Consider the following 226-nt stretch of genomic DNA (forward strand, 5'->3'; position numbering starts at 1 on the left):
ACCGCGTTTCGCAACATCGTGAACATGCTGCACGGGGTGCGGGATGGGTTGATTCGCGACGCTAACCACTACGAGCAGCAGGAAGCTGCGTCGCAGCAGATCCTGTCCGGCAGCTAGGCAGAAGGGGAACCACGACCATGTCGATTAACTACCAGTTCGGTGATGTGGATGCCCACGGTGCGTTGATTCGTGCTCAGGCGGCGTCGTTGGAGGCTGAGCACCAGGC

2 pseudogenes are annotated in these 226 nt (G+C 60.2%); both read left to right on the forward strand.

Features of this window, described 5'->3' with window-relative positions:
• Nucleotides 1-117: pseudogene (locus LI94_RS22925) on the forward strand (WXG100 family type VII secretion target); the annotation flags it as partial.
• Nucleotides 118-137: 20 nt separating this feature from the next.
• A pseudogene (locus LI94_RS22930) lies at nucleotides 138-226 on the forward strand (type VII secretion protein EsxI); the annotation flags it as partial.

The sequence above is a fragment of the Mycobacterium sp. UM_Kg27 genome, from assembly GCF_000972905.1.
Lineage (GTDB): Bacteria > Actinomycetota > Actinomycetes > Mycobacteriales > Mycobacteriaceae > Mycobacterium.